At 70.7% G+C, this 26442-nt stretch carries 28 protein-coding genes and 1 pseudogene; 13 read left to right on the plus strand and 16 right to left on the minus strand.

Translation table 11 applies throughout. The features are described from left to right. The first annotated feature begins 476 nt into the window (after positions 1 to 476). Positions 477 to 1871 (plus strand): aminopeptidase P family protein, encoded by a 1395-nt coding sequence (locus tag ABZS54_RS06210; protein WP_355531596.1) that lies wholly within the window; start codon positions 477 to 479, stop codon positions 1869 to 1871. A 41-nt stretch (positions 1872 to 1912) separates the two neighbouring features. Here the strand turns inward: ABZS54_RS06210 and ABZS54_RS06215 are convergent. From ABZS54_RS06215 to ABZS54_RS06225, 3 genes and pseudogenes are all read right to left on the minus strand, one after another. After that, positions 1913 to 2740: pseudogene (locus ABZS54_RS06215) on the minus strand (universal stress protein); the annotation flags it as partial. Between the two features lie 97 nt (positions 2741 to 2837). After that, on the minus strand, positions 2838 to 3308 hold the full coding sequence (locus ABZS54_RS06220; protein WP_355531598.1) for a cyclic nucleotide-binding domain-containing protein: 471 nt from the start codon (positions 3306 to 3308) through the stop codon (positions 2838 to 2840). A 10-nt stretch (positions 3309 to 3318) separates the two neighbouring features. Beyond that, a complete protein-coding gene (locus ABZS54_RS06225) occupies positions 3319 to 4020 on the minus strand; it encodes a CBS domain-containing protein (protein ID WP_355531600.1) in 702 nt (233 codons plus the stop codon). A 329-nt stretch (positions 4021 to 4349) separates the two neighbouring features. Here ABZS54_RS06225 and ABZS54_RS06230 point away from each other — a divergent pair, with 329 nt between their 5' ends. Then, positions 4350 to 5807, plus strand: a complete 1458-nt coding sequence (locus tag ABZS54_RS06230; RefSeq protein ID WP_355531602.1) for an amino acid permease — start codon at positions 4350 to 4352, stop codon at positions 5805 to 5807. Positions 5808 to 5966: 159 nt separating this feature from the next. Continuing rightward, positions 5967 to 6575, plus strand: coding sequence for an STAS domain-containing protein (locus ABZS54_RS06235; protein WP_355531604.1), 609 nt, complete (start codon positions 5967 to 5969; stop codon positions 6573 to 6575). A gap of 35 nt (positions 6576 to 6610) precedes the next feature. Here ABZS54_RS06235 and ABZS54_RS06240 read toward each other — a convergent pair whose 3' ends face one another. Together ABZS54_RS06240 and ABZS54_RS06245 are read right to left on the minus strand one after the other, a co-directional pair. Next, positions 6611 to 7123 carry a universal stress protein gene (locus tag ABZS54_RS06240; protein ID WP_355531606.1) on the minus strand — a complete coding sequence of 171 codons (513 nt, stop codon included), beginning with the start codon at positions 7121 to 7123 and terminating at the stop codon, positions 6611 to 6613. 66 nt (positions 7124 to 7189) lie between these two features. Further along, the gene (locus tag ABZS54_RS06245; RefSeq protein ID WP_355531608.1) at positions 7190 to 7723 is read right to left on the minus strand and encodes a CBS domain-containing protein; all 534 of its coding nucleotides are present in this window, start codon (positions 7721 to 7723) and stop codon (positions 7190 to 7192) included. A gap of 249 nt (positions 7724 to 7972) precedes the next feature. Here ABZS54_RS06245 and ABZS54_RS06250 point away from each other — a divergent pair, with 249 nt between their 5' ends. Both ABZS54_RS06250 and ABZS54_RS06255 read left to right on the plus strand, forming a co-directional pair. Next, positions 7973 to 8857, plus strand: a complete 885-nt coding sequence (locus tag ABZS54_RS06250; protein WP_355531610.1) for a universal stress protein — start codon at positions 7973 to 7975, stop codon at positions 8855 to 8857. A 34-nt stretch (positions 8858 to 8891) separates the two neighbouring features. After that, the gene (locus ABZS54_RS06255; protein WP_355531612.1) at positions 8892 to 11318 is read left to right on the plus strand and encodes a glycosyl hydrolase family 65 protein; all 2427 of its coding nucleotides are present in this window, start codon (positions 8892 to 8894) and stop codon (positions 11316 to 11318) included. Positions 11319 to 11353: 35 nt separating this feature from the next. On the opposite strand, the gene ABZS54_RS06260 is transcribed toward ABZS54_RS06255, so the two are convergent. Further along, a complete protein-coding gene (locus tag ABZS54_RS06260; RefSeq protein WP_355531614.1) occupies positions 11354 to 11707 on the minus strand; it encodes an SHOCT domain-containing protein in 354 nt (117 codons plus the stop codon). 318 nt (positions 11708 to 12025) lie between these two features. Between ABZS54_RS06260 and ABZS54_RS06265 the strand changes: the two genes are divergently transcribed. After that, positions 12026 to 12415, plus strand: coding sequence for a CBS domain-containing protein (locus ABZS54_RS06265; protein WP_355531616.1), 390 nt, complete (start codon positions 12026 to 12028; stop codon positions 12413 to 12415). Between the two features lie 155 nt (positions 12416 to 12570). Here ABZS54_RS06265 and ABZS54_RS06270 read toward each other — a convergent pair whose 3' ends face one another. Both ABZS54_RS06270 and ABZS54_RS06275 read right to left on the minus strand, forming a co-directional pair. Continuing rightward, entirely contained in the window at positions 12571 to 13626 is a 1056-nt protein-coding gene (locus tag ABZS54_RS06270; RefSeq protein ID WP_355531618.1) for a hypothetical protein, read from the minus strand. 12 nt (positions 13627 to 13638) lie between these two features. After that, positions 13639 to 13830, minus strand: a complete 192-nt coding sequence (locus ABZS54_RS06275; protein WP_355531620.1) for a hypothetical protein — start codon at positions 13828 to 13830, stop codon at positions 13639 to 13641. A 438-nt stretch (positions 13831 to 14268) separates the two neighbouring features. Between ABZS54_RS06275 and ABZS54_RS06280 the strand changes: the two genes are divergently transcribed. Beyond that, positions 14269 to 15306 carry a zinc-dependent alcohol dehydrogenase family protein gene (locus tag ABZS54_RS06280; RefSeq protein WP_355531622.1) on the plus strand — a complete coding sequence of 346 codons (1038 nt, stop codon included), beginning with the start codon at positions 14269 to 14271 and terminating at the stop codon, positions 15304 to 15306. Between the two features lie 376 nt (positions 15307 to 15682). After that, positions 15683 to 16102, plus strand: a complete 420-nt coding sequence (locus ABZS54_RS06285; RefSeq protein WP_355531624.1) for a CBS domain-containing protein — start codon at positions 15683 to 15685, stop codon at positions 16100 to 16102. Positions 16103 to 16191: 89 nt separating this feature from the next. Here the strand turns inward: ABZS54_RS06285 and ABZS54_RS06290 are convergent, their stop codons facing one another. Both ABZS54_RS06290 and ABZS54_RS06295 read right to left on the minus strand, forming a co-directional pair. Further along, positions 16192 to 16683 carry an ATP-binding protein gene (locus ABZS54_RS06290; protein WP_355531626.1) on the minus strand — a complete coding sequence of 164 codons (492 nt, stop codon included), beginning with the start codon at positions 16681 to 16683 and terminating at the stop codon, positions 16192 to 16194. A 263-nt stretch (positions 16684 to 16946) separates the two neighbouring features. After that, complete coding sequence (locus ABZS54_RS06295) at positions 16947 to 17456, minus strand: ricin-type beta-trefoil lectin domain protein (protein WP_355531628.1); 510 nt, start codon at positions 17454 to 17456, stop codon at positions 16947 to 16949. Between the two features lie 498 nt (positions 17457 to 17954). On the opposite strand from ABZS54_RS06295, the gene ABZS54_RS06300 reads away from it, so the two are divergent. The 3 genes from ABZS54_RS06300 (at position 17955) to ABZS54_RS06310 (ending at position 19214) form a co-directional block, all read left to right on the plus strand. After that, positions 17955 to 18602, plus strand: coding sequence for a GAP family protein (locus ABZS54_RS06300; protein WP_355531630.1), 648 nt, complete (start codon positions 17955 to 17957; stop codon positions 18600 to 18602). Positions 18603 to 18722: 120 nt separating this feature from the next. Then, positions 18723 to 18929, plus strand: coding sequence for a hypothetical protein (locus ABZS54_RS06305; protein WP_355531632.1), 207 nt, complete (start codon positions 18723 to 18725; stop codon positions 18927 to 18929). 9 nt (positions 18930 to 18938) lie between these two features. Next, a complete protein-coding gene (locus tag ABZS54_RS06310) occupies positions 18939 to 19214 on the plus strand; it encodes a hypothetical protein (RefSeq protein WP_355531634.1) in 276 nt (91 codons plus the stop codon). On the opposite strand, the gene ABZS54_RS06315 is transcribed toward ABZS54_RS06310, so the two are convergent. From ABZS54_RS06315 to ABZS54_RS06325, 3 genes are all read right to left on the minus strand, one after another. Next, positions 19195 to 20439 carry a hypothetical protein gene (locus ABZS54_RS06315; RefSeq protein ID WP_355531636.1) on the minus strand — a complete coding sequence of 415 codons (1245 nt, stop codon included), beginning with the start codon at positions 20437 to 20439 and terminating at the stop codon, positions 19195 to 19197. The genes ABZS54_RS06310 and ABZS54_RS06315 overlap by 20 nt on opposite strands. A gap of 188 nt (positions 20440 to 20627) precedes the next feature. After that, on the minus strand, positions 20628 to 20918 hold the full coding sequence (locus ABZS54_RS06320; protein WP_355531638.1) for an SHOCT domain-containing protein: 291 nt from the start codon (positions 20916 to 20918) through the stop codon (positions 20628 to 20630). Positions 20919 to 20962: 44 nt separating this feature from the next. Further along, a complete protein-coding gene (locus ABZS54_RS06325; RefSeq protein ID WP_355531640.1) occupies positions 20963 to 21406 on the minus strand; it encodes a DUF6325 family protein in 444 nt (147 codons plus the stop codon). A 301-nt stretch (positions 21407 to 21707) separates the two neighbouring features. Here ABZS54_RS06325 and ABZS54_RS06330 point away from each other — a divergent pair, with 301 nt between their 5' ends. After that, complete coding sequence (locus ABZS54_RS06330; RefSeq protein WP_355531642.1) at positions 21708 to 23324, plus strand: MFS transporter; 1617 nt, start codon at positions 21708 to 21710, stop codon at positions 23322 to 23324. 39 nt (positions 23325 to 23363) lie between these two features. On the opposite strand, the gene ABZS54_RS06335 is transcribed toward ABZS54_RS06330, so the two are convergent. From ABZS54_RS06335 to ABZS54_RS06345, 3 genes are all read right to left on the minus strand, one after another. Further along, a complete protein-coding gene (locus ABZS54_RS06335; RefSeq protein ID WP_355531644.1) occupies positions 23364 to 23807 on the minus strand; it encodes a hypothetical protein in 444 nt (147 codons plus the stop codon). Between the two features lie 159 nt (positions 23808 to 23966). Continuing rightward, positions 23967 to 24362, minus strand: a complete 396-nt coding sequence (locus ABZS54_RS06340; RefSeq protein WP_355531646.1) for an SHOCT domain-containing protein — start codon at positions 24360 to 24362, stop codon at positions 23967 to 23969. 325 nt (positions 24363 to 24687) lie between these two features. After that, complete coding sequence (locus ABZS54_RS06345) at positions 24688 to 26001, minus strand: MFS transporter (RefSeq protein WP_355531755.1); 1314 nt, start codon at positions 25999 to 26001, stop codon at positions 24688 to 24690. Here ABZS54_RS06345 and ABZS54_RS06350 point away from each other — a divergent pair. Further along, complete coding sequence (locus ABZS54_RS06350; RefSeq protein ID WP_355531759.1) at positions 25979 to 26176, plus strand: hypothetical protein; 198 nt, start codon at positions 25979 to 25981, stop codon at positions 26174 to 26176. The genes ABZS54_RS06345 and ABZS54_RS06350 overlap by 23 nt on opposite strands. Positions 26177 to 26442 lie beyond the last annotated feature (266 nt).

Raw genomic sequence — 26442 nt, forward strand, 5'->3', positions numbered from 1 at the left:
GGTGAGAGGTGTTCAGACTGGTGCTCTCCCCATCTGCCCGCCGGTCGCTGCGGGGCCGGGCCCGCAGCCTTGACCGGCGCGGTCCCCGAGTCCGCGCACCCGGCGGCGGCGAGGCAAAGACACAGGCCCAGCGCGACACCGCAGCGGGTGAGCACTCGCCGTGAGAGGAACGTCATCGAATCCACACAGCCCATGGCGGCGTCTGATGCCCATTACCGCCCCGATCCGAACCAGGACGTTCGTTCGAGTCGGATCCGCGGGCGGATCCATCGGCCTCCGACGGCGCGCGAGCGCGCTCCGATCCGGTCGACCGGTGCCCGCGGGACGAACCGGGCCCACCGGCGGCGCGTCCCGAGCGCCCCGCCGTGCCGGCGGCCGAACACGGGTCGGCAACAATGGGCGCGTACACACGATCGAGGCGCACACGATGCGCGCGCGATCGAAACGTAGCCGAGAGTCGAGCCGAGGAGGCAGGCGTGGGTGCCGAGAACGGGCAGTCCGCAGAGCAGGCGCAGCCGATCAAGCAGCGCAAGAACGGCCTGTACCGGGGTGTCTCGGAGGAACTGGCCGCGAACATGCGCGCCGGCTGGGCCGACACCGAGCGCGCCGACCTCGCGCCGATCGAACAGGCCCCGAACGCCGCCCGTCGACGGGCCGCGTTGTCGGCCCGCTTCCCGGGCGAGCGCCTGGTGATTCCCGCGGGCAACCTCAAGACCCGATCCAACGACACCGAATACTCCTTCCGGGCGTCGACCGAGTACGCCTACCTGACCGGCGACCTGACCCAGGATGGGGTCCTCGTCCTGGAGCCGATCGCCGACGGCCACGACGCGGTGCTGTATCTGCTGCCGCGCTCGAACCGGGAGAACGGCGAGTTCTGGCTGGACGGTCAGGGCGAGCTGTGGGTCGGCCGGCGGCCCGGTCTGCGCGAGGGCGAGGCGCTGTACGGGCTGGCGTGTCGCGACGTGCGCGAGGCCGCGACCGAGGTGGCGCGGGCCGGTGCGGACGTGCGCATCGTGCGTGGGCACGACGCCGGGCTGGAGAGTGCGCTCGGCGAGCGGCTGAACGCCGAGCGGGACGAGGAACTGCGGATCTTCCTGGCCGACGAGCGACTGGTCAAGGACGAGTTCGAGATCCGCCAGCTCCAGGCCGCGGTGGACTCCACCGTGCGCGGCTTCGAGGATGTCGTGCGGGTCCTGGACCGGGCCGAGGCGACCTCCGAGCGCTACATCGAGGGCACCTTCTTCCTGCGTGCGCGGGTCGAGGGCAACGACGTCGGATACGGCTCGATCTGCGCGGCGGGGCCGCACGCGACCACCCTGCACTGGGTCCGCAACGACGGCCCGGTGCACGCCGGCGACCTGTTGCTTTTGGACGCGGGCGTGGAGACGCACACGCTCTACACGGCGGACGTGACCCGGACGCTGCCGATCACGGGTCGGTTCACCGAATTCCAGCGGCGGATCTACGACGCGGTGTTCGCCGCGCAGGAGGCGGGCATCGCCGCCGTGCGTCCCGGCGCCAAGTACCGCGAGTTCCACGACGAGGCGCAGCGCGTACTCGCCGAGCACCTGGTCGCCTGGGGAATCGTCGAGGGGCCGGTGGAGCGGGTTCTGGAGCTGGGCCTACAGCGCCGTTGGACGCTGCACGGCACGGGCCACATGCTCGGCCTGGACGTGCACGACTGCGCGGTGGCGCGCACCGAGTCGTACGTCGACGGTGCGCTGGAGCCGGGCATGTGCCTGACGGTGGAGCCCGGGCTGTACTTCCAGGCCGACGACCTGACGGTGCCCGAGGAGTACCGCGGCATCGGGGTGCGGATCGAGGACGACATCCTGGTCACCGAGCACGGGACGGGCGCTTTGCAGTGATGGAGCAGGGCGTGGGTGACGTGGCCGAGGTTGGCGCCGAAGCGGGCGTGGCGGCGATGCGCGGCGAGGACGACCAGATCGGCCTCGTCGCTGGTGGCGATCAGTGCGTGGGCGGGGGCGTCGCAGACGACCTGCTCGGTGAGCGGAACACGGGGGTACTCGTCGAGGAAGGGAGCCAGCGCCGCGGCGAGGTTTGCCTCGGCGGCCTTGCGCCCGTCGTCGGCGTCCCAGAGCGGAGCCGCGTAGGGCGCGGCGGGAGACACCGGGGGCGACCAGGCGTAGACGGCACGCAGCGGCACACCACGGGCCTGTGCCTCCGCGAACGCGGCTTCGACGGCGAGGGAACAGTCGATCGCGGAGACGCCCACGACGACGGTGCCCGGCTCGTCTTTCGGGGCGTTCGTGTGCCGCTCGCGGACGACGAGGACCGGGCAGCGCGCGGCGGCGGCGACGGACAGGGACACGGAACCCATCAGCAGGCCCGCGAAGCCGCCCAGGCCGCGACTGCCGAGAACGACGAGCGCGGCGCGGTCGGTGGCCTCCTCCAGGGTGGGGATGGTGCGTGCGAGGGCGACGGTGGTGACGATCCCCAGGTCGGGGTGCCGAAGGCGGGCCCGCTCGGCGGCCTTGCCGACCAGGGCGCCCGCTTCCTTTTGCAACCGGGCGGCGTTGCGGTCCGCTTCGTGGGTCGGCGCCCATTCGACGACGTGCAGCACCTCCAAGGGCACGTGTCGGCGGGCCGCCGCGTCCGCGGCCCGATCGGTCGCGAGGTCCGAGACCGGGGAACCGTCCACGGCCACGACGACGTGTCCGCGCGCGGGCCCGTCATCGGGTTCGGTGGTTTCGCCGGCCGGGGTGTTGTCGTTCACGTTTTCCTCCAAGGGTCGAGTGAGGTTGTGGCGCCAGGGCTTGTGCGCACGGGAGCAGGCCCCGGACGCGCTGCCGGCGTCCGGGGCCTGCGGTGATTCAGCTCTCCGCGGAGTCGTTCTCTGCCGAGCCGAGTGGTCCGTACAGCTCCAGCAGGCGAAGTCGGCTCGCCTGGAGTCGGCCGGCGATCACCTGCGCGCACACGAGGGTGATCGCGCGCCCGAAGTCGGTATCGCGCTCGCATTCGGCACGCACGGCCCCGGCGTCGAACTCCACCGCGCGGACGGTCCCGATGGCCTGGGCGCCCAGGTGCCACCGGTAGGGCGGGAACAGCCAACTCCACCCGATCAGTTCACCCGCCCCCAGCGTCTCCACGGTCGCCGCGTGGCTGCCGGGGACGTGTACGTCCAGGCAGACGGAGCCGCCTTCGACGAGCCAGAAGTTGCGGGCGGGCCGGCCTTCCTCGAACAGGCGGGTGCCCGATTCGAACGTGACCGGTCGGCCGAAGGCCATGAGCCGGTCCAGGTGTTCCTTGGGGATGCGGCCGATCCGGCCGGTGGAGTGGGACACGGCGTCCTCCTCAACGGCCGGGCACGCGGCGGGTGAAGTGTGCCGGGCCGGGCCTGATGTGACTGTCGTCGAAGTCGAAGGTGATGGTGTGCGTCACGCTCTCGACGCCGTCGACGGCCCGACACAGCCGCAGCACGATGTCGATGAGACTGCGGTTGTCGACCGCCCCGGACAAGCACACCACTGCTTCGCGTACGTCCACCTCGATCGTGCCGGGCTCCAGCCACAGCGCGGTACGCAGCACGTCCTGCTCGATCTCGGCGCGGATGTCCGCGTCCGGGCGCAGGAACGTGCGCAGCAGGTCGCAGCGGCTGACGATGCCCACCAGGCGACCGCCGACGTCCACCACCGGGAGGCGCTTGACGTGGTGACGGTCCATCAGACGCGCGCCGCGCAGCGTGCTCGACGAGGGCTCCACGCTCACCACGGGTGAGGTCATCAGGTCGCGCGAGGTGTGGCCCGCACCCTTGGTGTGCCGGTTCGTCAGCCGGCGCAGGCCGGGCAGAAGGTGGGCGTCCTCGGCCTGCTCCACCTGGGCGCGCAGCAGGTCGGCCTCCGAGACGATGCCCAGGATCCGCCACTCGTCGTCGACGACCGGCAGAGCGCTGATCCGCCGAGCGTCCAACACGGCGACGATGTCCTGGAACTCGGCGTCGGGCCCCACGGTGGCGACGTCGCGGGTCATGACGTCCTCGATCTTCCGGTGCAACATGCGAACCCCCTGGCCGGCTACAACGAGTCGCCGAGGCGTCGAGGTCGACGTCTTCGGCCGGACACCACGAGCGTGTCGCCGATCCTGGCGCGCCGGCAGGGCCGCGTTGCCCGGTGGGCCGGGCCGTTCGGCCCGGTCCGGCACGTGCGCCGGCAAGGCCTGCCGTTCGACCCGATCGGGCGCGGTGACCATCGGCGTTCGCGCCGGGACCTTCGGCACCGGCGCGCCGCCGCCGCAGCGGCCAGGCTGCAAACGTTCGGCCGACGGAGTCCCTTCACGGCACACCGCCCTGCCCGGTCGAACCCCATCGCGACGACGAGGATTTCGCCATGCTCGGGAAGACAACGGCCCCGACCCACGTCCCGGACCCGCAATCGGGTCCGCGTGCCGACGGAGCACGTCGCTCCGCCGCCACGTTCGGCCTGCCCACCGCCACGGCGCTGGTGGTGGGAAGCATCATCGGCACCGGCGTGTTCGCGCTGCCGTCCGCGCTCGCCCCGTACGGCCCCATTTCCCTGGTGGCCTTCGCCATCGTCACCGTCGGCGCCCTCGCCCTGGCGATCACGTTCGGGCGGCTGTCCCAGCGGGTGCCCGGCAGCGGCGGGCCCTACGTGTATGCCCGGGAGGCGTTCGGCGAGTTCGCCGGGTTCCTCAATGCCTGGTCGTACTGGATCACCGCGTGGGCCGGCAACGCGGCGATCGTGGTGGCCTGGGTCGGCTACGTCGAGGTCTTCGTCAACACCGGTCACAACAAATGGGGTTCGGTGGCCATCGCGCTGGTGGGCCTGTGGCTTCCGGCGGCGGTCAACCTCGCCGGGCTGCGCAGCATGGGCGCCTTCCAGGTCGTCACCACCGTGCTCAAGTTCGTCCCGCTGATCCTGATGGGCACCGTCGGCCTCTTCTTCCTGGACACCGACAACTTCGGGACCTTCAACGCCCGGGGCGGATCGCCGATGGGCGCTATCTCCGCCGCCGCGGCCATCGCGTTGTTCAGCTACATCGGACTGGAGACCGTCTCGGTCGCCGCCGGCCGGGTCCGCGAGCCCGGCCGCAACGTGCCGCGTGCCACCGTGTACGGAACGCTTGCCTGCGCGGCGGTCTACCTGCTCGGCACCCTCGCCGTCTTCGGCGCCGTCCCACACGCCGAACTCGTCTCCTCCACCGCCCCGTTCACCGCCGCGGCCGACCACATGGCGGGCGGTTCCTGGGCCGGCAACGCGGTCGCGGTGGCCGCGATCGTGTCCGGGATCGGGGCGCTGGGCGGCTGGACGATGATCTGCGCCGAGATGCCGTACGCCGCCGCCGAAGAGGGCCTGTTCCCCAAGGCATTCGCCCGCAAACGCGGTGACACCCCGGTGTTCGGCATCCTCGCCGCCACCGTCCTGGCCTCGCTGATCACCGTGGCCGCCTACACGAGCTTCGACCACGTCTTCACCACCATCGTGCTGCTGAGCGTCCTGACGGCGGCGATACCCTACCTGTTCTCCGCCGCCGCGCAGCTGTACTGGCTGCTCACCCACGCCCGCCAGGCGAGCCGGGGCCGCTTCGTCCGCGATGTGCTGGTCGCCGGCACCGCCCTGGCGTTCTCCTACTGGTCGATCCAGGGCAGCGGTTACCAGACCGTTTACTACGGGCTGTTCGCCGTACTCCTCGGCGTCCCGGTCTACATCCTGCTCAAGCGCGACCGCGGCGAATACGGCGAGCGCACGATGCCCGCCGAAGCCGCGCCTTCGGAGCAGCCCGACGCGTCGGACACCACCCCGAAGCCCCGAGGGTGTGCCGCCTGAGCACCCCGGCGGGCGTGAGCCGCACCTCCTCGACGCTCCCGGGCGGGACCTTCGGCCCCGCCCGGGAGCCGGTCGGCCCTGGGCACCGGCAGCGGATCCCGCTGGACTGGTCGCGCAGCCGCCGCGGCGGATCCGACAGTCCATGAAGCGAGGCGCTTTGTGATCACCATCGCGACGACCCCGGCCAAGTCCCGCGGCGCGGCGTCACCCGGCACGCACGTCACCGTCGAACTGCGCGGCGAACTGGACATGGACGGCACGGCGATCATCGAACCCACCCTGTCCGCCCTGGCCCGCAGCGGGCCCGCCGAGCTCCGGCTTGACCTGAGCGCGCTCGCCTTCTGCGACACCTCCGGCATCAGCCTCTTCCTGCGATTGCACCACCGCTGCGCGCGTGCCCACACCACGCTCGTGCTGACCGGCATCGGCGGCCAACCGGCCCGCGTCATCCGCCTGGTGCGCCTCCACCGCACGATCGTGTGCCGCTTCACGGTCCCACGCACGCCCCGACGCGGTGCGCCCGGTGTCGCCGGCGCATCCCCGTCCTCGCCCCGGCGGCGTACGCGGGGACGGCTCTGCTCTGATCTGATCCCGGATGGGGTCGGTCCCCCGCTCATCGCGCGCGAATCGCGCTCTGCCGTCGGCCCACCAACCCTTCCGGAAGTCGTCGGCGCCGATGTCGTCCGCGACCTCCCCGACGCAACCTCCTGGAGGTCCGCTTCGCGACGCGGTATCGGATCCGCCGCACGCCCGACCGCCCGAGCCTGATGATCAGGCTCGGGCGGCGCGGGTGGTGTGCGGGATCAGGCGTCCGGCGCGGGAACGAAGACCACCGGCGCGGTGCTGTGGCGCAGGCAGTACACGCCGGTGGGGCCCGGGATCGTGGGGCACTCGATGCCGCTGGTGCCCAGTACGAGCAGCCGGGCGTTTCGCGCGCGGACGACCAGGACCTCGCCGGCCGTGCCGTGCAACGGGGTAGCCACGATCCGCTCCGGTGGGATCGGAGCCCGTACGAGACTCGCCAAGGCGCGCTCCAGACGCTCGCGCGCCACCGCCAGCGGGGCCTCGGGCCGGTCCAGGGTCGGGCGCTCGGGGTCGGCCTCCGTCCACGCCGCGACCACGTCCAGGACCACGCCGAGTTCGGCGGCCTCACGAGCGGCCCAGCGCAGGGCGAGCGCGGATCCGAAGGAGCCGTCCAGGCCCACCACGATCCGGCCCTCGGGCCGGTTCCCGGTGGTCTCGTCGGCGGGGACGGTGCCCTGCCGAGGGGACACGCCGATCGTTTCCCGGTCGAAGTGGGTACCGAGCGATTCCATGTCGAACTCCTTGGTGTGGTCCTGGTGGCGATCAACGCCGAACGTCGAAGGTTCGGACGGGGCCGATCAGGGGCGTCGTGTCGGGGGAAGCACCGGTTCCAGCCGGAAGAGCACCGGTCCGTGGTCCGTGGGGCCGTGCGCGGGCTTGCGCCCGGCGAGTGCCGAGACCAGATCCCGGGCGGTCACCAGGCCGACCATCGCGTCGCTGTCGTCGGTGACCGCGAGCGCGTCGACCGCGTGGTCGGTCATCACCTCGGCCACCTCGGCGAGTCGAGCGGAGCTCGGCACGTGCGGCTGGGAACCGCCGGGCAGCAGGTCGCCCACGTACCGCTCGGCGAGCGAGATGGCCGGGAGCGCGCACGCCACCGCGAGTTCGCTCCGCTCCAACAGCCCCACGCAGCGGCCGTCCTCGTCCACCACGGGGAGGTGGTGGAACCCGGTGCGCTGGATCAGCTCCCAGGCCATCAACAAGGATTCGTCGCCGGCGACGGTCAGCAACGCCGTGCTCATCACGTCGGCCACGGTGCGCTCACCCACCGACGCCCGCCGGTGCGTCGTCGAGGAGCCGTTGCCCGCAGTGGTCCCGCCGCTCGTCCTCATCGCGCTCACCTCCTGTGCATCGGCGTCCGCAATCGCGCGGTTCACCTGTTCCTCACCATGGAACGTCCGCGGCCTCGAACACAGGGCCGGTGGGGATGGTCGGCCGGGCCGAAGGTCCCGGGCCGCCGGTACCGGGCGGCCCTGTGCCCGACGGCGGAGCACGCGCACGCTGAGGGTGAGGGACCAATCGCACGTCGCGGTGCCGGTCCCGCCGCCCGAGCCGTCGGCACGCGACGATTGGACAAGCTCATGAGCACCGGAACCCACCTTCCCGGCCTCGGCGTCCTGATCGGCTACGACGGCTCGCCCGACGGCGAACGTGCGCTCGCCTGGGGCGCCCGGGCCGCCGCCGAAGCGAAGGCACCGCTGTACCTGGCGATGGCCATCCCGGCCGGCGCCCTCGGCCGGCACGCTCACGCGGCCGAGGTTCGCGAAGGCGCCCGCGCCCTGCTGGAGCAGGCGGGGGACCGGAGCCGCGTGGCCCACCCGCACCTGACGGTCGAGACGTCGCTGGTCGAGGGCCCGGCGGCGGATGTGCTCCTGGAGGCGAGTCGACGTGCCGAGCTGATCGTGCTCGGCACCCGAGGCCACGGCGGTTTCGCCGGGCTGCTGCTCGGATCGGTGTCGCTGCGCGTGTGTGCGCACACGAGCTGCCCCGTGGTGGTCGTGCCGGAGGCGGCCGACCACGTGGATACCGCGAGCGTCGTCGTGGGCGTCGCGGACCACAGCGATACGCCGGCGGTCGAGTTCGCCGTGGAGCGGGCACGCCGCATCGGCGGCAGGGTGGTGCCCGTACACGTGTGGACACTTGCGATGGCGGGCTACTTTCCCGGCGTGGTCGCGCCGTTGCTCGGCGACCCGCTCGACATGGCGGCAACCCACGACCACCTCCTGGCCGAGATCCTGGACCCGATTCGGGCCCAGGCACCGGATGTCACGATCGAGGCGATCGTCACGACCGGCACGCCCGCCTACGCGCTGATCGGCGTCGCCGCGCACGCGGATCTGCTGGTGGTCGCCGCCCACCGGGCCCATGGCCCCTTCCCGATGCGCCTCGGGCCCACCACCCACGCAGTGCTCCACCACGCGTCCTGCCCGGTGGCCGTCGTGCCGATTCCCGCCGCCGCGCCATGAACGGCACCCGCCCGGGAGAGCGGGTGTCGATCCGATGAGCGGACCCCTACGCCCACCGCCACAGGATCCCTGGGTGCTGACCTTCCAGGGCTTCGACGCCGAGGACGAGGGCCGGCGTGAGGCGCTGTGCGCGGTCGGCAACGGCTATCTGGTGACCAGGGGCGCGGCCCCCGAGTCCCGCGCCGACGGGGTCCACTACCCCGGCACCTACCTGGCCGGCCGCTACGACCGCGCCGTCTCGACGATCGACGGCCACCGGGTGGAGAACGAGGATCTGATCAACTGCCCGAACTGGCTGCCGCTCACCTTCCGGGCCGCCGACGCGCAGGCATGGTTCGGCGAGGACCCCACCACGCGGGTCGTGTCCCAGCGCCTGGAACTCGACCTGCGCTTTGGGGTATTGACCCGCGACGCCCTGATCGCCGACGCGGCGGACCGACGCACGCGGCTGGTGCAACGACGGATCGCCAGCCTTGCCGATCCACACATCGTGGCGCTGGAGACGGTGCTGACCCCGGAGAACTGGTCCGGCCTGCTGCACGTCAGCTCGGCGCTGGACGGCACCGTCACCAACACCGGAGTCGCCCGCTACCGGAGTCTGGTCGGCCGGCACCTGACGCCCGCCGGTCAAGGACACGACGCGGAAACACTGTGGCTGCGCGTGCGAGCCACCGGCTCCCCGCTCCAGATCGCCGTCGCGTCGCGCACCCGCCTCCTCCGCGACGGCGCGGCCATCGAGGTCGAGCCCGCGTTCGAGACGCAGACGGGCCGGCCCGCGCAGGTGTTCACCGTCGACGCCGTAGCGGGCCGGCCGGTGACCGTCGAGAAGACGGCGTCCCTCTACACCTCCCGGGACCCGGCCGTCGACGATCCACAGCCCGCCGCCGTTCGCGCGGTCTCGCGCGCGGGACCCTTCGCCGCCCTGCTGCGCGCCCATGCGACGCGCTGGGCACAACTGTGGCGCCGGTTCCGCACGGAGGCCCAGTTCACCGATCGGGCCGGCGAGACGAACGCCGTGCATCTGCACCTGTTCCACACCGCACAGACCTACTCCGAGCACACCGTGGACCTGGACGCCGGGATGCCGGCCCGCGGCTGGCACGGCGAGGGATACCGGGGTCACATCTTCTGGGACGAGCTGTTCGTGCTCCGCACGCTGAACCTGCGCGTGCCGGAGATCAGCCGCGCCGTACTCCGCTACCGGCACCGGCGCTTGGACGCGGCCCGGCAGGCCGCCCTGGACGTCGGTCGGCGGGGGGCGATGTACCCGTGGCAGAGCGCCTCCGACGGCACCGAGCAGGCCCCGCGCACCCACCTCAACCCGATGTCCGGACGTTGGCTCCCGGACCGCACACACCTGCAACGCCACGTCGGCCTGGCCGTCGCCTACAACACCTGGCAGTACTACCAGGCCACCGGTGACCTCGACTTCCTGAACACCGCCGGCGCGGAGATGATGCTGGAGATCGCCCGCTTCTGGGCCGACACCGCGTGCTACGACCCCACCATGGAGCGGTACCGGATCCGGGGTGTGATGGGCCCGGACGAGTACCACGACGCCTACCCGTGGGCCGACCGTCCCGGCATCGACGACAACACGTACACGAATGTCCTGGCCTCCTGGGTGCTCGCCCGCGCACTGGACACGCTCGACGCGCTGCCCGGATACCGGCGCGAGGAGTTGATCGAACGGCTCGACGTGGACCCCGAGGAACGCGATCGCTGGCGTACCGTCGCCCGTCGGCTCCACGTCCCGTTCCACGACGGCGTGCCGAGCCAGTTCGCCGGGTACGAGCGCCTCGCCGAGCTGAATTGGGAGCAATACCGGCGGCGATACCCGAACAACCGGCGCCTCGATCGCATCCTGGAGGCCGAAGGCGACAGCGTGAACCGCTACAAGGCTTCCAAACAAGCCGACGTGCTGATGCTCTACTACCTCTTCCCGGCCCGGGAGATCCGCGACCTGTTGCGTCGCCTCGGCTACCCGGCCGGGCACGAACTGGCGCAACGCACGGTCGACTACTACCGGACGCGAACCGTGCACGGATCGACGCTCAGCTCGGTGGTACACGCCTGGGTGCTGGCCCGAACCGATCGCCGGCGATCGTGGCGCTACTTCCGCGACGCGCTGGGCGGCGACGTTCTCGACGTGCAGGGAGGCACCACCGCCGAAGGGATCCACCTCGGTGCCATGGCCGGGACGGTGGATCTGTTGCAGCGCTGCTACACCGGTCTCGACACACGCGGGGACGTGCTGTGGCTCGACCCCCGTCTTCCCGCCCGACTCGGCCATCTGCAGGTCGAGTTGTGTTACCGGGGGCACTGGGGCGTGGTGGTGACGGTTGGTCGACGCACGGCGACCGTGAGCCTACGTCCGGGTCGGCAGGGCTCGATTCCGGTCGGATTCCGCAGCTCCGTGGTCGAGATCCCGCCCGGGGGCAGCCACACTTTCACCCTCTGACTGCCCCGTCCGCGAGCAGCTGCTCGCTTCCGCGATCAACTGCTCGGCGAGTCCGGCCTGTCCCGACCGCGAGTCTTGCCCCCGCGGGGTGCGCTCGGCCACGCGGTCAGGACCGCCAGGCGCTCCTGGTACTCCTCGGTGTCGATCTCGCCCCGGGCGTACCGCTGAGCCAACATCTCGGTGGCCGACGAGCCGCCCGGGTCCGAGTCCCTCCGACCGAGCGAGGAGCTTCGCGCCAACACCCACACCGCGGCGACGAGCACGGCGATCAAGGCGAGCATCAGGACCGACCCCCACACCCACCTCCAGCTGTCGTCCTCGTACATGTGCCCGACGCGACGCGCGGGCATCGCCGCCAGGGCCGGAGCCATTGCCATTGCCATTGCCATTGCCCTCACCTTCTCCGGACGCCGAACCGACTTCCACTCCACCTTCATGGTGCGTCGGGTCGTGGACGAGCGCTGGAGCCATCCGACCCGGCGGCCCGGGCCGACCGGCCCTCCCGGGCGAGGCCGCCGATCCGGACAGTGGGGTGAGCGGGCATCCGCCCACCCCACCCGGGGACGGCGCCGGTGCCCGTGCCGCCGACGGGGGCGCCCGAGGCGGACGGACCGACGGAGGGCGACGTGAACTCCGCGAGGACACACATGGCAACGCGAGATCGGCGTTCGGCGCCGCCGACAATGGTCCCGAAGGTCTGCGATGTCATGAGCGCGCCGGTCGTGCACGTGACGTTGACGGACACGCCCCGCCGGGCCCGAGAGCTGATGCTTGCGCTCGGACTTCGCCACCTCGCGGTCGTCGACCCGGACACCGGCGTGGCGGTGGGCGTGCTGCGCGATCGTGAGCTCGCCGATGCGCGGGCTTTGCGCCACATGGGATGCGGCCCGCGTACGGTCACCGAACTCGTCCGGCGTTGCGCGCCGATCGTCCGCCCGGAGGTCGACGCACTCACCGCCGTCGAATACATGCTCGACGCCGAGGTCGACGCGTTGATCGTCGGCGATCGGACCCGGATACCGCTCGGAATCGTCACCGGCCACGACTTGGCACGCGTCCTGACCCGGATCCACCACGACCCCATGGCCGGGCCGTAGGAGGCGTCGCGCATGATGGCGATCATGTCGTCGAGCATCGCCCCGTTCCGGCGATGGAGCCCGCGTTGTGCCTCTTCTCGCGCGCCCCGGGGCCTGCCTGCCGGTCGGCCGCCTGGCGGCTCCCGGACCTTCCCCCGCCGGTGCCGGTCGGATCCTCACCGCCGATCCGCTGCGAAGGGCGGTCCCGTACCTGCGCCTGCTCGGTTGGCGGCCGTCTCGTCGACCCCAGGGTCGGCCGGCTCGAGTGTCTCCTCCACCGGGCGGCGAGGGGTGGGCGCTCCGGGAGGTCCGTATCCCATCCGCAGCACCATCTGGACATAGCCGGGACCGGTCTGCGGATCGCGCAGGTTCGCGCGGGTGTCGGGCCATTCCACCGCCTGGTGGAGGACCGACATGCGCAGGCCGTGGACGGTCGCCAACAGCCATGCCCGCTCCATGGCCTGGCCGGCGCGCAACCAGTCCTCGGGACGATCGAAGCGGGTGGTCAGCGTCGCCACCTGGGGCAGCGCCTCGAAGCGCTGTGTCGAGGCGGGAGCTGCGGGCGGGTGTCCGGTGAAGGCGCGGACCGGTACCCGGGCGTCGTGATCCTGCGGACCCAGGGCCGTGCGGGGGATGCCGTCGATCGCGGGCTCCTCCACGCGCAGCCACCCGCGGGTCTCCGCCTGCCGGGCAAGGTCGGCGGCCGTTCGTCGTTCGGCTTCCGCCGTCAGGTTCAGGACGCGGCGCGCGTCGGCTTCCTCCAGTACGGCCAGGACCACGCCCTCCGCGGCGGCGGCGGCGACGAGTTCACCGACGACGCGCTCCGGCACGTCACGGTTGGCGAACGGCAGCCGGCTGGAGTGCCGTTGGGCGATCGCCGGGTACAGGTCGGGGCCATAGGGATGCGGGGTGTGGGCGAATCCACTCAGGTCGAGCACGGCCGCCGGTCGCGGATCGGCGTCGTGCGGCAGCAGGGTCACCCGTGGGTCCCGGCCCAGCTGGGCGGCGGTGACGCGCAGGTTGAACACGGCCGCGCCCACGGAGATGTGCATGGCCCTGCCGTCGGGGTCGGTGAGCGGGACCGCACGGGTCCTGTCGGCGTACACCGCGATTCCCCGGCCGTCGATCGTAGGCCGGAAGAACCAGGGTTGGCTGTTGTGCAGCGAGGGTGCCGCACCGCCTGCGTTGGCCAGATTCCGCAGGTCGGCGGGACTCAGGGATGCGTTGGTCATGTCGATCTCTCCCTACGGCCCATCATCGCGGCCGAACGCCGAGGAGCGGTGTGCGGCGCCGACGGGCCGGTCCAAAGCGTGCACCGGACGCAGCCGGAGTTCGCGACGCCCGGCCTCGACGGTTGCCCACAGGACCGCAACTCGGGCGGCGTCGGCGTTGTCGACCCCGACGACCATGGGCGCCGACTCCTCGAAGGCGGTCACGACGCACCTCTTTCCGGGCGAGCCGACCCGGTGTGCCGGCCCTCTCGCCCGACTCTGCTCTCGGCACCCGGCGTCGGGCAGGGCCGTTCGGCCCGGTCGGTTCGGCGAAGGGCCCACCGTTCGCACGCGGTCGAGAAGACCCATCCGTCGCGGGCGACGACGCGGACCGCCTCCCGGCCTCCGTCCCATCGCCACAAATCGTCGATCCACCGCTTCCGTCGGCTCATATCCCCCGACGGCAGGCCGCTCGGCTCCGCACCCGCCGTGCCGCTTCGGCGATTCCCCACATCGCGTCGAAAAGTCGGCGGTACCCCGGGCCGGTCGGCCCTGACCGGGCGCCACTCGGCCCTGTGGTCCGGTGACTGCGCGCGCGACGGTGAAAGTGGAAGGCATTGGGCCAGGCCGGGCCCGACCCTCTCACCGTTTGGGGCGAAGGACATGAGCGTCGACACCTCACCGAGCGGGCACCGCGCAGGGCGCTCATGGGCCGTGACCCGCCCCGGGCCGATCGACACCCACCCCCTCACGCTCGTCGAACGCGGCCCGGCGGAGCCCGGCCCGGGCGAAATCCTGGTGCGGGTGCAGGCCTGTGGCGTCTGTCGTACGGACCTGCACCTTGCGGAGGGTGACCTGGCGCCACACAGGGCGAACACCGTTCCCGGTCACGAAGTGGTGGGCGAGGTCGAGCTTGTCGGCACGGGCTCGACGCGCTTCGCGTCCGGCGATCGAGTCGGCATCGCGTGGCTGCGCCACACCTGTGGGAAATGCCGCTACTGTCGGGCCGGCGCCGAGAATCTGTGCCCCGACTCGACGTATACCGGTTGGGACGCCGACGGCGGGTTCGCCGACCGGGCTCTGGCACCCGAGGACTACGCCTACGCGCTGCCCGCCGACCGCGACGCCGAGCACTTGGCACCGCTGCTGTGTGCGGGCATCATCGGCTACCGCGCCCTGCTGCGCGCCGATCTGCCGCCCGGGGGCAGGCTGGGTATCTACGGCTTCGGCGCGTCCGCCCACCTCGCCGCACAGGTCGCGCTCGCGCGAGGCGCGTCCGTCCATGTGATGACCCGCTCCGAACAGGCCCGCCGACTGGCCCTGGAACTCGGCGCCGCCTCCGCCGCAGACACCTACGACACACCACCCGAACCTCTGGACTCCGCCATCGTGTTCGCCCCGGTCGGCGAGATCGTGCCGACGGCCCTGGCCGCGCTCGATCGGTCCGGAACCGTAGCCGTCGCGGGCATTCACCTGACCGACATTCCGTCGCTGAACTACCAACGACACCTGTTCCTCGAACGCAATCTGCGCAGCGTCACCGCCAACACCAGGCGCGACGGCGTCGAGTTCCTCCGCCTGGCGACGGAAATCGACCTCCGGGTGACGACGACGCGCTACCCGATGAGCGGTGCCGACCGAGCACTCGCGGACCTGGCCGCCGATCGCGTTCGCGGCGCGGCAGTCCTGATCGCGGATTGACCGCGCGAGCGAAGTCCCCGCCCCGTATCTCCTCGGCACCGCCAGGAACCGGTCGCCGATTTCGGTTCACCCGGTCAGGGCCGAACGGCCCCATCGAATCCGGTCCCGGCGGGCTGATCGACCCTGGGCACGGATCGCCCGATGACCGACCCTGGAGTCCTCGACAGCGAAGACAGCGAAGGCAGCGAAGGAGGAGCCGACAGCCGGGCAACGCGAGCCCGCCAGCGCCCGAAGGCATACGCCTCACCCGGAGCGAATGTGTTCGGCCCATCCGGGGATCATGCGCACGACCGCACCCGACCAGAGCCGGTGAACCATGTTTACGACAAACGCACGCCCAGGGAAATCGACGCACATTCCGACGGCTCGCGAGGTGATGCACGGCCCGGTCGTCGCGGTCGCCGCCCACGACACGTTGTGGCAGGCGATGGATCGCATGCTCACAGCCCACCTGCGCCACGTCGCCGTCACCGAAGGCGGTCGCGCCGTGGGTCTGCTCGGCGACCGCGATCTCGCATCGGTCTGGGCCCTCGACCCGCTCGGGTTGAAGCACCGCACGGCGCGCGACGTGATCGGACCCGAACCCCCGTTCGTCGACCCCGACATCGACGTGATCGGCGCGAGTAGGCGCCTTCTCGAGGCCGGTATCGACGCCCTCCTCGTCGTGGACGCGACGGACCGCGCCGTCGGCGTACTGACCGACCACGATCTGCTGGGAGTCCTGGTGGACTTGTACCAGACTCGGGAGGACCACGGAGACCAAGGCGTCCGGCATTCGAGGATGTTGCCCGACTGATCCCCGAGGACGGATGTCGACTTCGACCATCCCGGTCTCGTTCGGGTGACGTCGCGCGTCGCGCGTCGCGGGAAACGGCGCGAGGTCTCTCACTCCCGTGTGGGGTGCGTGGGGCGCTCGGGGAGGCGGATGTGAGCCGTGACCGTCTTGCCCGTATGGGTGGCGGTGACGGTGAAGCGGACGCTGAGTGAACGCACGAGTTCGAGGCCGTGGCCGGCCGGCCGGTGGGGGTCGCGGGTGCGCGGAGTCGGGTGGGCGCGGCTGGTGTCGTGGACGGCCACGCGCACCTCGGTGCCGGTGTGTTCGAGATCGAGTACGCAGGGACCGGGGGCGTGGCGCACGGCGTTGGTGACGAGTTCGCTCACGACCAGTTCGACCGCGTCGACCAGGGCACGGTGATCTGCCGGCGAATGGGTCGTGGCGAAGGCCCGCGCGGCGCGGCGGGCGGCCGCAGCCGTCCCTGCGGCGCCGGTGAAGTCGATCGAGCGGGTGGCGGCGGTCGCGGGCGAGATCGTGTGGCACTCGCCGGTGGCCGCCGGCATGCGGGGGCCTGCGGGCGAGTCGTCGTGACGGTCGGACATGAGGCCCCCGGGGTGGCGTGCTTTCGCGTCCCGGCATGGTTGTGCCGGTTGCCGACCAGACTTCCCGGCTCCCCTATGTGGTTGTCCTCTCGTCGTAACGATCGACTCGATGTTCCTTTGTACCGCCCCGGGTGCGTCGACGGCGCGTGTCGTCCGCGGGTTTCGCGGTGGATCAGGGTGCGCGGCCGGCTGGGCCGACCGCGCACCCGCCCCCGGCGCGGTGGCCGCGGGGCCGTGTGTGTGCCCGGCCCTGGCGTGCGGCGTTACTGCTGGTGCCACCTGTCGTAGAGGTCGGAGGGGTCGCAGGGCGTCGTCTTCACGAGGGTTCCGTTGGCCACGCTGGGCGTCGACAGGCACAGGCCGCTCGACACGTTCTGCCAGACGTCGTACCAGCCCGAGGGCGGCCCCGAGGGATTGTCCGCGTAGTAGACGCGCCACTGCTGCGTCGTCGCGGCCGCGTTGCAGAACGCCATCGTGACCGTGCCCGCTCCGGAGGCCGGCGCGGTGATGCACCGCCCCGTGCGCTGGTTGGTGAAGGTGAACAGGCCGGTCTGGGTGTTGAACCCTTCGAGCCACTTCTGCTCGGAAGCACCACTGCACGACCACATCTGGAGCTTCGCGGCGTTCTCGGTGGCGTTATCGAGACAGTGGCTCGAATTCCAGACGTTGATCGGACTGAAACCTGCCGCCTGCGCGGGCGAACCGGCCACGGTGACGGCCAGCATCGCCGACACCGCGGTGACGAGCGCGAACAGACTCCGCCGTAAGGACATACGTGTTCTCCGGGTTTCTCGCCGATGAGACTGTTGGAGAGCCCGAACGACGCGCGGTTCATGCAGAGGTGATGGGCAGCGCTGCGCGTCTTCAGGCTGCCCGCCGGAGACGCCGGCGACATTCTCCGGTCGGGTGTCCCGAGTCTTGCATCAAGGTTTGTCGTCGGCTCCGCATTTGGGTCAATAGCAGGTTTTCATATGGTCGATCACTTCGCGCTCGTCGTCGTCTCTCGGCCCGAGCATGGCGGGCCCGGTCGCCTGCGCCGGACGCCGGCGCCCCGATCGACACGTCCGGCGCAACTCATCGTGGGTCGAGTTGCCGCCCCCCGAGAAGAACGGAAGCGTGGCGCTCACGACGCCGCAGGGTCGATCCGGCCGCGTTGGGCGGTCGACAGGGCACGAGGTGACACCGAGGACGGCCTCCTGGTGTGTGAAGGCGAGGGCACGTGAGCACGCTGTCGAGTGACCGGCGGATCGGCACCGTCGTGAGTGGCAGCCATGGTTCTTGATCTGGTCGTCATCGGCACGGCCATCACCTTGGGGCCGTTGCACAACTCCGCGTTCATCCTGTTGCTTTCCGCGAACAGGGGGTTGTTGAAGGGAATCGTCTTCCTCCTCACCTGGCTCGCCGAACTGGTCGTAGTGGTCGCGGTCGTGCTGCTGTTGACCGGTGGCGACCCTCCTTCGCGCCAGAGCACACCCTCGACGGCGGCCTTGGCGGTGAAGCTGACCCTGGGTGTCGCGCTGGTGTTCTACGGCGAGCGCAGACGGCGCCGGGGGCCTACCCGCCCCCGGGGAAAGCCCAAGTGGATGGCACGGCTGGATCGGGTCTCCGGATGGACGGCTGCCGGTCTCGCCGTCCTGCTGCAGCCGTGGGCGATGGTCGCCGCCGGTGGCGCCACCGTGGTGAAGGCGGATCTGTCCTCCGCCGTCACGTTCGTGGCTCTGGTGAGCTACTTCCTGCTGGCCAGCGCGAGCCTGCTCGTGATGGAGCTGTACGCGACGTTCGCACCGGCCAAGGCAGAGGTGGGGCTCGAGCGGATTCGCGTGGGGATCGACGAACACCAGGACCAGGCCATCGTCGTTCTGTCACTGCTGATCGGGCTGTGGCTCGTCGGGTCGAGCACCTACGGACTCGTCAGCTGATCCGCGGGACCCGCGCAGCGGAAGCCGATGTTGCCGGTCGAGGATTCCGGGGTGTTCGGCATGCGCGCCGAGACGCGAAAGCGGCGGCAGTCCTCGGTTTCCGGCCCGGAGGAGTGCCGCATGCGCTACGAGTTTCGCGTCGCCGGCGCCGTTTCGGAGCCACTCGGCGAGGCCTTTCCCGAACTCGACCGAACTCCGATGCCCGAGCACACGCTGTTCTACGGCGGCGTGACGGACGAGGCTCATCTGTACGGGCTGTTGATGCGTTTCCAGTCCCTGGGCCTGAGTGTGATCGAAATGCGGCAGTTGCCGGACCGACCCACCTGAGGAGGAGACATGGCCACGCTTGTTCGACCGCAGCCGAAGCAGCCGCGGAGGGAGCAGGAACTGTGCGCGGCGCTGGTGGCGGTGGAGAGGGCATACGAGCAGCTGATGGCGTCCCCGCGACCGGATTCGCGCCTGCTGCTCGCACTCCGCAACCGTGCCCACGCATTGACCGAGGCGGCGGGCTACCCGCCCGAGGACACACCGCATCCGAGGTCGGAGCGGGTCCGACGCCGCTGCGTGGCCGCCGATCGCGGCGCCGAATGGATCATGGCGCACTGCCATTGACCGGGCCCGGCCGTCCCGCTGGGGCGTGGTCGCTCGACGGTGTCGTTCGTCCGGTCGCGGCCAACAGTGCGATGACTGCGAGCAGGACGAGGAGCACGGCCACGAGCAGCAGGATCGTCAGTGCGGTCGGGTTGTTCCACAGGGCGAACCACAGGGCGATGATCAGGAGTACGCCGGTGGCGAGCCACCGCCGGTAGGCGGCCACCCAGGTGCCCACCCTGCCCGTGTCGAGCCCGTGGCCGCCGGCCCAGCGCGCGACGGAGTCGGCGGCCCGCTCCATCGACCCGCGCAGGGCCCGTGGCAGTCGGCCCCCGCCGGACAGGTATGCGCCGATGGCCACGACCAGGCCCAGGACGATCCCGGTGCGGACGCTGTTCTTCAAAAAGCGCAGCAGCGTGTCGAAGATCGCCGAGGCCGCCGCGGGGGACTGTACCTGCGCGGGCAGGTGGTCGAGATAGAAGCGGCGCGCGATCGCCAGGGCGATGGCCATGATCAGGCAGGCGGCGGCGGCGCCCAAGGCGGTGGTGACCAGGGCGCGGCGGCGGCGCCGGGCCAGGAATACTCCGATCGCGCCGAGCAGCACGGCGATGATCGGCAACCAGTTGCCCAGCACGTCGAGCGCATGTGCCGCGCCCCGGATCTTCCGCAGTTTGTCGGAGTGGATGAGCACCATCTGCTTGTTGACGTCGGGAATCTTGTCGGCCGGGCTGACCCCGGCGGACACGAGATCCTGCTTGACCCTCTCCACGGCGGTGCCGACGTCGAGGGTGACCGTGCCCTGGTCGACCTCGACCGCGCCCCGACCCTTACCGGTGAGCACGTGTACGAGGGCCGAGTGGGCGGCCCGGTTGGCATCCGTCCAGACCGTCTCGAACCGGTTGCTTTGCACGAAGCGGGTCGCCGCCTTGTCGGCGACTTGAGTGACCGCGTCGTTCAACTGCGGCGCCAACCCCTTGACGGCTTGTCCCACTCGCGGCGGCAGACCCTGGGAGTCGAGCCAGGTCGCGACGTCGGAGGTGACCTGGACGCCGTCGACCCGGACGTCGACCGCCTCGGTGATGCGCTTTGCCGCGGCCGCTTCGATCGCGGGGTTCGACGCGAGCGGGGCGACCGTCTCGACGTATCGGTCCGTGTCCAGCACGATGTCGTGCACCCACACCGTGAGCAGCGAGACCGGTACCAGGATGCAGGTGAGCGTGATCAGTACGGCCGAAATCGTGCTCATCGCAATCCGTCCCGCACGCGAGCCGCCCCTCCCGGCCCGTGTGCGGGGAGCCCCTGCGGACGCGTCGTCGGGCGGCTTGGCCTGCGTGCTCATATCACTCCCGGGTGGCTACGACGAAACTGCCATATGAGTTCAATGAGTACACAGTGTGATGAAGTGCGCACGTCGAGCTGGGTCCATCTGGATGGTCAGGAGCCGAGGACCCTGGCCTTTTGGGCCTCGAACTCGCTTTCGCTGAGCACGCCTTGGTCCTTGAGCTCGCCCAGCTCCTTGAGCTGGGCGATCCTGCTGCTCATGTCGTCTGCCGGCGCGGGTGGGGGCGGGGCGGGTTCGGCCTGGTAGGCGGGCTGGGGTGCGGCAGGCTGTGGCTCCTGCTGGGACCAGCGCCCGGCCTGCCGCCGGGAGACTCGGTTGGAGACCGCGGTGGCGGTCCCGGCGACGACGGCGGTGCGGGCGACGCCGCGAAGAAGCCCTGGCATGGTTTATCTCCTTGACCGGCTTGGGGGAGGTGCTCGGCGACGATTCAGGCCTTGGACTCGGTGGCGTCGAGCGAGGCCAGGATCTCCTGGACCGGGATACGCCCGTCGGCGACGAGCCGGGCTCCGCTGCGGCGCAGGGCGGCCGCGAGCGGGCCTGCCCACACGTTCTCGTAGACGAGGATGGCCGCCGAGCTGCCGGGTTCCAGGACCGCGCTCACGTCCTCGATCTCGTCCTGGCCGAGCAGGCCCGAGGAGACCCCATCGAAGGCGGCGAGGTCGAGGTGGTTGTCTCCGGCCAGATCGGCGAGTTCGACGCCTCGGACCGATCCGTCCAAGCCCTTCGTGACGAAGATCAGGTCCAGGATTCGGATGATGCCCCGGTCGACCAGATCGATCAGGAGGGGCAGCCCCTCGCCGGTCATCCGACTTCCCGGGAACTCGATCACCAGGTAGTCGATCGGTCCGGGCTCGATGGGTTCGTCGCTCACGTCGGCTCCTCGTCTGGTCGGCTCATGGGAGCGGTGTGCCGGTTCCATTCGCCCCTGCGCTTGCGAGGTGCGCGGGATGGTTCGGGGGTCGGGGTCGACCGGTGACCGTCGCCTCCGCCATTGCACCAGCGGATGGGTGGGGGCGCATCTCGGCCGCCGATCGGCCCCGGGGAGCGACGAAACCATCGTTCGACCGCGAATCGGGCGCCGCCACCGTGCCCGGCGGTGACGGCGCCTCCATCCGGTTGACATTGCGGCGGGGCAGGCCTGTGCTCGCGCGTGCCGTTGGGACGATCTGTTCATGGCAGCCGACGCGGGGAAACCGGGGCCTCCGACGGGGCCGGGACTGGTTCTGCTGCCGCTTGTCCTGGGGCAGTTCCTGATGGCACTCGACAGCTCCGTCATGAATGTCTCGATCGCCACGGTGGCCGAGGACGTGGGCACGACAGTGACCGGGATCCAAGGCGCGATCACGGCCTACACGCTCGTGATGGCGATGCTCATGATTCCCGGAGGCAAGGTCGGCGGGCTCATCGGCCGTCGGCGCGCGTTCATGATCGGCTGCGGCATCTACGGCTGTGGTTCCCTGACGACGGCGGTCGCCCCGAACCTGCCGGTGCTCCTGCTCGGGTGGGCACTCCTGGAGGGAGTCGGGGCGGCGCTCATCCTGCCCGCGATCGTGGCGCTGGTGGCCGGCAACTTCCCGGTGGAGCGCCGCCCCTTCGCATACGGGCTCGTCGCGGCTGCGGGGGCTGCGGCGATTGCGGTGGGGCCGCTGATCGGTGGTGTGGCGACGACGTACTTCTCCTGGCGCTGGGTCTTCGCCGGCGAGGTCGTCATCGTGTTGGTGATCCTGGTGCTCGGCGGCCGGATCGCCGATGCGCCGACCGGGGGACGCGCGCGCATCGACGTCGTCGGGGCGGTGCTGTCCGCCGGTGGGCTCGGAACCTTCGTCTTCGGCGTGCTCCGGTCGGCCGAATGGGGATGGTTCCAGCCGAAGCCCGACGCGCCGGCCTGGCTCGGGATCTCGATGGTCGTCTGGCTGATGCTGTCCGGCCTGGCCCTCATCCGGCTCTTCCTGTCCTGGGAGGCCCGTCTGACGGCACGGGGCGGGGAGCCGCTCGTGGATCCGTCCGTGCTGCGCAATCGGCAGTTCACCGGCGGCTTGACGATGTTCTTCTTCCAATACCTCGTGCAGATGGGCGTGTTCTTCGTCGTACCGCTCTACTTGTCGATCGCCTTGGGCCTGTCCGCGCTGGCGACCGGAGCACGCATTCTGCCTCTGTCGCTCACGCTGCTGGCTGCCGCGATCCTGATCCCGCGGTTCCTTCCGAACGTCTCGCCGCGGCGCGTGGTGCGGATCGGAATCCTTGCGCTGCTCGCCGGCGCGGTGGCCTTGATGGCCGCGCTCGACGCGGACGCGGGCGCCGAGATCGTCACCGTGCCCCTGCTGCTGATCGGATTCGGCATGGGCGCGTTGGCGTCGCAGCTCGGATCGGTCACCGTGTCCGCGGTGTCGGACGAACAGAGTACGGAGGTCGGCGGCGTCCAGAACGCCGTCACCAACCTCGGCGCCTCGATCGGCACGGCACTCGCCGGGTCGATCCTGATCGCCGCCATGACGACGTCGTTTCTGACCAGCATCGAGCAGAACCAGGCGATCCCCGCCGCGGTCACGAGCCGGGCGACCGTGGAACTCGAGGGCGGCTTGCCGTTTCTGTCGGACGACCAGCTCACCTCTGCCCTCGACAAGGCCGGCACGACGCCGGAGGTGGCGCGGGCTGCCGTCGAGGCGAATACCGCGGCCAGGCTCGACGGCCTGCGCGCCGCACTCGCCGTCCTCGCCCTTGTCGCGCTTCTCGCCATGTTCTTCACCGGGCGGATCCCGACAACCCAGCCCCGCTCGGCAAAGCCGTAGTGGCGACCGCGCCCGCCCCGCCGCCCCACACCGTCGTGGTCAGTGCCCCAGCGCCGCTTTGGCGACGACGATGATCAGACCGAGTACGAGATTCACCGCGCCCTCGGCTGCCACCTGGCCGCGACCGGCGCCGGCCGCGGCGGCCCCCAGGGACGCCCACAGGACCTGCTGGAGCACGGCGACGCCGAGGGCGAGCCACGCGGTGCTGCTCAGGCCCAGCCCGAAAAGGGGGCTGACGGCCACTGCCGCGGCAGGCAGGGCGGAGGCTTCGACGATGGACCACTCGTGGCCCGCGACGCGGCGTACCTCCGTCCAGGTCCAGCTTTCACCGACCAGCCGCTCACCCACCAGGTGCGCGTAGACGTGCGCGGCCCAGAACACCAGACCCGTGACGATGAGCAGGAGGACGAGCTGGAGTCGCGGGTACTGGCCCAGGGTCCCGGCGGTGGCCACGACGGAGGCCGCGAGCAAAGACCCGTACACAGCACCGGCGTAGTCGGTCCGGGACGTGCGGGGCGCGCCGCGGCCCCGCGATCTGTCGGACGAGCCGGTGAGATGGGACACCATCCCACGGTAGAAGGCCGGAGGGGCCGCCGCCTGTCGGAGAGGCGGCATCTCGTGACTCGCAATCCCCGGGGCGGGTCAGGCAAGCAGTTTCTGCTTGGCCCGTTCGAACTCCTCGGCGGAGATGTCGCCGTTGCTCTTGAGTTGCGCCAACTTCGAGAGTTCCTCGACGCGGCTGTTCCCCTGATTGGTGCCGGCGGCTTCGCGAACGTACGCCTGGAACGCCTCGTTCTGCTGCTTGGCGTGGGCGACGTCGCGCTTGCCCATGCCCGTACCGCGGGCGATGACGTACACGAACACACCCAGGAACGGCAGCAGGATCACGAAGACCATCCACCCGGTCTTGGCCCAGCCGCTCAGGCTGTCGTCGCGGAGAACGTCCGTGATGATCCGGAACAGCAGGAAGAACCACAGGATCCACAGGAACAGCCACAACATCGTCAGGAAGGCGTTGAGGAGCGGGTAGTCGTCCATTCGGGTGACTCCTATCGTGCAGGGCTACGACCGGGGGACGCACAGGACATGCGCGCTCGGCCCGGGCCACGCGCGGCCCCACGATCTTGTCCTTTCTGCCAGTGCACCCCGGCCCGCGCTGCTCCGCAACCGCTGGAGTAGGGGGTTCCGGCGACCGGGGTGCGCTGGTCGACCGGCGGATCGAGACGATCGCGGACCGGATCCGGCGCCGCGAACGTCGTGCCGACTCCCCGCCCCGTCGCCACGGCCGGCTACACCTCCACGACCCGCCCCCTCCGTCCTGGTTCCCGCCGGTGCCGCCATGCGTGTCGGATGCGAAGACGGTTCAGGCGGGTTCGTGCGGCGTAGGAGCAGTGGCACTCGCGATCGGGCCGTGCGGGAGGAACACCGCGGCGGCGAGCCCGGCGAGCCCCAGGACTGCCAGTGTGATCATCGCGGCGGCGTAGGCATGGGCGGTGAGGCCGGAGACGAGGATGGTGCCGGCGACCGCGGTTCCGAGCGATGACCCGAGGTTGGACACGCTGCGTGAGAGCCCGGAGATCTCGCCCTGCCGCTCCTCGGAGAAGCTCGACTGCACGACGTTGACCGACGGGGTCAGCATCACACCGAGACCCAGGCCGATCAGCAGCAGCCCGGGCGCGAAGGCCCAGGCGCTCGGAGAGCCGCTCACCGTGGCCAGCAGGACCCCGATCCCGGCGATCGTCACGACGAAGCCCGTCATGATGAGGGTGCGCTGTGCGTACCGTTTCGCCAGACGTTCGGCGGCCAGTGACGACACGAGCAGGCCGAGCGTGGCCGCCGTGAAGATCACACCGGTCTGGATCGCGTTGTATTCGCGCACGACCTGGAGATAGGCCGCGACGACGAACGACGTGCCCATGAGCAGCAACCACTGGATGTTCTGTGTGATGAGCCCGAGGTTGGAGGTGTGGTTACGGAACACGCTCGTCGACAGAAGCGGCTCCTCACCGGCCTGCTCCTTGGCCCGGACCGAGCGGAAGAACAACAGCAGTACGAGTGCGCCCAGGACGAGGAGACCGACCATCAACCAGGCGTTGTTGTCGGCTGCCAGGATCCCCATGACGATGAGGATCAGGCCGACGGCCGAAAGGATCGCTCCGAGGGTGTCGAAGCGGCGCGTGGGATCAGGCGGCAGAGGGTCCTTGATCCGGCGGCTCAGCATGATGATCAATGCGATCACCAGCGCCTGGAACACGAAGGCGGCCCGCCAGCTGATGCCCGAGGTGATGAGTCCCCCGATCAGCGGTCCTGCGGCGGCGCCGATGCCTCCCAGCGCCATGATGGCCCCGAACGCGCGGGCGCGTGAGGCCATTTCCGTGAAAAGAAGCGTCGCGAGGATGTAGACGGGCGGGATGAGCAGCGCCGTGCCGACACCTTCGAGAATCGAGTTGCCGAGGATGAGGACACCCAGGTTCGGGGCGGCCGCGCTCAGCAAGGCGCCGACGCCGTACACGACGAGACCGACCAGGAAGCACCGCTTGCGGCCGTAGCGGTCGGTCAGCTTGCCGCCCGGGATCATCAGCGCCGCCATGACCAGAAGAAAGATCGTGATCGCGACCTGCACTCCCTGCACGCTCGTGTCCAGGTCCGTGCTGATGTCGTTGATCATCACGTTCATGTTCGAACCGGCGAAGCTGCAGATGAACTGCGCGAGGGCGAGCGGGACCAGTACGCCGCGCAGCGTACTGGACGTTCGTCCTGCGGCGTCCGCTTCAGTCACCCGTGTCGCCTCCTTCTGCCTTGTCGAGCTGCCTGCCGGGGGCGATGGCCGCGGCGGTCAATACGAGGTGTGAACACCTCAGGGGCAGCTGCCCGGTTGCTCGCCCGGCGGGCCGATCTCCTCGGCGAACGGGCCTACGCGGTTGGCGTAGGTCGGCATCCTGACGAAGGCGTATTGCGCCTCTTGCGGCCTGCCGGCGGGGGTCGGTGCCTCGACGTCGTACCGCAGGCCGCCTCAGCGGGGGGCCATCGGGGCTTCCCGACCTCTTTCCCGGTCCCGCGACAGCCCGCACGTACCTGGGCGTCTTCCTGCCCCGGGTCGGCATCGTGTTGCCCTGTC

It is taken from the genome of Embleya sp. NPDC005575 (assembly GCF_040605455.1).
Taxonomy (GTDB): Bacteria; Actinomycetota; Actinomycetes; order Streptomycetales; family Streptomycetaceae; genus Embleya.

Excerpts from the sequence above, each read along its gene's own strand:
- ABZS54_RS06300 (WP_355531630.1), top strand. The coding sequence starts at position 17,955 with ATGGTTCTTGATCTGGTCGTCATCGGCACGGCCATCACCTTGGGGCCG.
- ABZS54_RS06320 (WP_355531638.1), bottom strand. The coding sequence starts at position 20,918 with ATGCCAGGGCTTCTTCGCGGCGTCGCCCGCACCGCCGTCGTCGCCGGG.
- ABZS54_RS06260 (WP_355531614.1), bottom strand. The coding sequence starts at position 11,707 with ATGGCAATGGCAATGGCAATGGCTCCGGCCCTGGCGGCGATGCCCGCG.
- ABZS54_RS06340 (WP_355531646.1), bottom strand. The coding sequence starts at position 24,362 with ATGGACGACTACCCGCTCCTCAACGCCTTCCTGACGATGTTGTGGCTG.
- ABZS54_RS06305 (WP_355531632.1), top strand. The coding sequence starts at position 18,723 with ATGCGCTACGAGTTTCGCGTCGCCGGCGCCGTTTCGGAGCCACTCGGC.
- ABZS54_RS06255 (WP_355531612.1), top strand. The coding sequence starts at position 8,892 with ATGAGCGGACCCCTACGCCCACCGCCACAGGATCCCTGGGTGCTGACC.
- ABZS54_RS06315 (WP_355531636.1), bottom strand. The coding sequence starts at position 20,439 with ATGAGCACGATTTCGGCCGTACTGATCACGCTCACCTGCATCCTGGTA.
- ABZS54_RS06285 (WP_355531624.1), top strand. The coding sequence starts at position 15,683 with ATGCACGGCCCGGTCGTCGCGGTCGCCGCCCACGACACGTTGTGGCAG.
- ABZS54_RS06345 (WP_355531755.1), bottom strand. The coding sequence starts at position 26,001 with ATGAACGTGATGATCAACGACATCAGCACGGACCTGGACACGAGCGTG.
- ABZS54_RS06265 (WP_355531616.1), top strand. The coding sequence starts at position 12,026 with ATGAGCGCGCCGGTCGTGCACGTGACGTTGACGGACACGCCCCGCCGG.
- ABZS54_RS06225 (WP_355531600.1), bottom strand. The coding sequence starts at position 4,020 with ATGTTGCACCGGAAGATCGAGGACGTCATGACCCGCGACGTCGCCACC.
- ABZS54_RS06310 (WP_355531634.1), top strand. The coding sequence starts at position 18,939 with ATGGCCACGCTTGTTCGACCGCAGCCGAAGCAGCCGCGGAGGGAGCAG.
- ABZS54_RS06240 (WP_355531606.1), bottom strand. The coding sequence starts at position 7,123 with ATGGAATCGCTCGGTACCCACTTCGACCGGGAAACGATCGGCGTGTCC.
- ABZS54_RS06295 (WP_355531628.1), bottom strand. The coding sequence starts at position 17,456 with ATGTCCTTACGGCGGAGTCTGTTCGCGCTCGTCACCGCGGTGTCGGCG.
- ABZS54_RS06250 (WP_355531610.1), top strand. The coding sequence starts at position 7,973 with ATGAGCACCGGAACCCACCTTCCCGGCCTCGGCGTCCTGATCGGCTAC.
- ABZS54_RS06350 (WP_355531759.1), top strand. The coding sequence starts at position 25,979 with ATGTCGTTGATCATCACGTTCATGTTCGAACCGGCGAAGCTGCAGATG.
- ABZS54_RS06230 (WP_355531602.1), top strand. The coding sequence starts at position 4,350 with ATGCTCGGGAAGACAACGGCCCCGACCCACGTCCCGGACCCGCAATCG.
- ABZS54_RS06290 (WP_355531626.1), bottom strand. The coding sequence starts at position 16,683 with ATGTCCGACCGTCACGACGACTCGCCCGCAGGCCCCCGCATGCCGGCG.
- ABZS54_RS06270 (WP_355531618.1), bottom strand. The coding sequence starts at position 13,626 with ATGACCAACGCATCCCTGAGTCCCGCCGACCTGCGGAATCTGGCCAAC.
- ABZS54_RS06330 (WP_355531642.1), top strand. The coding sequence starts at position 21,708 with ATGGCAGCCGACGCGGGGAAACCGGGGCCTCCGACGGGGCCGGGACTG.
- ABZS54_RS06245 (WP_355531608.1), bottom strand. The coding sequence starts at position 7,723 with ATGAGGACGAGCGGCGGGACCACTGCGGGCAACGGCTCCTCGACGACG.
- ABZS54_RS06280 (WP_355531622.1), top strand. The coding sequence starts at position 14,269 with ATGAGCGTCGACACCTCACCGAGCGGGCACCGCGCAGGGCGCTCATGG.